The 2,345-nt window shown below is 69.3% G+C and carries 3 protein-coding genes; all 3 read right to left on the bottom strand.

Going from position 1 to position 2,345, the window contains the following annotated elements:
* Positions 1–306, bottom strand: a 306-nt coding sequence (locus AC27VN_RS39135) for an ABC transporter ATP-binding protein (RefSeq protein WP_490880160.1), incomplete at its 3' end; no start/stop codon positions are given.
* A 10-nt stretch (positions 307–316) separates the two neighbouring features.
* Entirely contained in the window at positions 317–1,357 is a 1,041-nt protein-coding gene (locus AC27VN_RS39130) for an ABC transporter substrate-binding protein (protein WP_490880159.1), read from the bottom strand.
* A gap of 169 nt (positions 1,358–1,526) precedes the next feature.
* On the bottom strand, positions 1,527–2,036 hold the full coding sequence (locus tag AC27VN_RS39125; RefSeq protein ID WP_490880158.1) for a DinB family protein: 510 nt from the start codon (positions 2,034–2,036) through the stop codon (positions 1,527–1,529).
* Positions 2,037–2,345: the final 309 nt, after the last annotated feature.

Below are 2,345 nucleotides of genomic sequence, written 5' to 3'. Positions count from 1 at the left end.
GGCCTTGAGGCCGAAGGCGATGTTCTCGCTGACCGTGAGGTGCGGGAACAGCGCATAGCTCTGGAACACCACGCCGATGTTGCGCTGGTGCGCGGGCAGCGCGGTCACGTCGCTGCCGCCCACGCGCACCGTGCCGGCGTCGCAGGCCGCGAGCCCGGCGACGATGCGCAGCAGCGTGGTCTTGCCGCAACCCGAGGGGCCGAGCAGCGACACGAATTCGCCGGAACCCACCTGCAGGTCCAGCCCGTCCACGACCGTCTGCGCGCCGTAGCGCTTGACGATCCCGTTCAGTTCGAGGGTGCTCATGAGATGCGCCTCACAGCGCCATCTCGCGGTCCCAGCGCTCGACCCAGGCCTTGCGGTTCTCGGCGATGTAGGCCCAGTCGGGAATGAACACCTCGCCCTTGGGCAGGCCGGCCGGCGCGGCCACGCCGGTGTTGGTGGGCATCGCGAGCGAGATCTCGGCGATCTGCTGCTGCCAGGCGCCGAGCATCGCCTCGACGAAGGCATTGGCGAGGTCGGCCTGCGGGCCGCCCCGGACCTTGGCGATGCCGGTCGGCATGGCCATGCCGCCTTCCTTCGGCAGCACGAAGTCGATCGGCGCGCCCTTGGCCTTGCGGTCGAAGGCGTTGAATCCGATCATGCCCGCGATGGCCGTGGCCTCGCCCTGCTCGAGCAGGTTCAGCGCCTGCGGCAGCTGGGTGTAGACGGTCAGCAGGTTGGGCTTGAGCGCCTTGAGCTTGCGGAACGCCGCCTCGGGCTGGTACTGCGCATCCTTCATCGGCTTGCCGGTCTCGAGCGCGGCCGCCAGCAGGAACATCGACAGGCCCTCGGTGTTCTGCAGCGAGGGGATCACGACCTTGCCCTTGTTGGCCGGCTCCCACAGCGCCGCGTACGAGGGCATTTGCTTGAGCTTGCCCGTGTTGACCGCCACGCCGGTGGTCGACTGCATGTAGTTGGCCCACATGCCGTCCATGTGGACCGTGCCGGGCTTGAGCTTCGCGAGGCTCGGGATGTCCTTGGCGGTGAGCGGCTCCAGCACGCCTTCCTTGACGGCCGGGATCATCACCGGGTCGTCCATCAGCACCACCGACATGTACTGGCGGCCCTTGTTGTTGACCATCTTCTCGAGGTTCACGAGCGAGCGCGTGCCCTCGAAGATCACCTTGCAGCCGGTCTGCTTCTCGAACACCGGGATCAGCGGATCGAGGAAGGCCTTGTGGCTGCCCGCGCCGCCGACCACGAGTTCGCGGCCCTTGCCCTGGGCGCGCACCCAGGCCGGCGCGGCCAGCGTGGAGGCGGCGAGGAGTCCCTGCCCGAAGGCGCGGCGCGAGAGGCCGGATGCTGAGCGATTCATCTGCATGTCCTTGGGGGGCGATGCCCCAAATGGGTGGATGGAAGGCCGTGGCAGCCGCCAGTCAGCCCAACAATTGTGCGCTCTTCAAAAGAAATTGTGCACAATCCATGCAGGAAGCCAAATCCGTGCCAACCCGCAGGCGCGGGGTGTCGCGGAAAAAAGGAAGGCGCTACGCGCGCAGCCGGCGCGCCGGTTCGGCCTCGTGCAGGTAGGCCGTGAAGGTGTCGCGCGGCGACGAGCCCGTGTGGCGCGTGAGGATCTGCCCGACCTCGCCGCGGTGGTAGCCGCCATGCGCGATCACGTGGCCCAGCATCTCCTCGCGCGACATGCGGCCGGCCGAGCCGTCGGTGAAGTCGAAGGCGAGGGGGGCCGCCAGGTCGTCGTCGCCGATCGCCTGCACGTGCGCGACGAACCAGCGGTCGTTGTCGCGCACCGCCTGCAGCAGGTGCCCGGGCGCGAGCCGCTGGGGCGAATGGGTGCCGGTGTAGGCATGGGGCCGGCCCTCGAGGTGGGCCCTGAAGATGCCGTCGACCGCATGGGCATGGTCGAGCGTGGCCCAGGCCGCCTCGAGGTCGTCCTCGGGCAGCCGGCCCCGCGCGGCCAGCAGGCCGGCGAACAGGCTCTCGTCGGCCCAGGCCTTGTAGCGGAACATCGAGGTCAGCAGCGTGCGTGCGCTCATCGGGGGTCTCCTGGCGAAGCGCCGCGGCGCGGCGCGCTTCGGGGCACGATGATCCCCGGCGCCCCTGGCGCGGTCCAATGAAATGCAACCGGCCCACTGATAAGAGCCCCGCATCAATGCAGGGCCTGGCCGGGCGGCCGATTGCGCGGGCGCGGCTTCATGGGCACGATGCTTGCGGATGCGTCGGCGTACGGCCGATCCGCATCCTCCACCTCCAAGGCAGCGCCGATGTCCTTCCTGTGGCCCGGTTACCTCTGGTTCCTGCTGGCGCTCGCGCCGCTGCCGCTGGCCTATGCCTGGCTGCTGCGG

Source organism: Variovorax sp. 20P10.2.4 (assembly GCF_058244205.1).
The sequence above is the reverse complement of the archived record's forward strand: the minus strand, read 5'-3'. Positions and strand labels throughout refer to the sequence as shown.

Excerpts from the sequence above, each read along its gene's own strand:
- AC27VN_RS39130 (WP_490880159.1), bottom strand. The coding sequence starts at position 1,357 with ATGAATCGCTCAGCATCCGGCCTCTCGCGCCGCGCCTTCGGGCAGGGA.
- AC27VN_RS39125 (WP_490880158.1), bottom strand. The coding sequence starts at position 2,036 with ATGAGCGCACGCACGCTGCTGACCTCGATGTTCCGCTACAAGGCCTGG.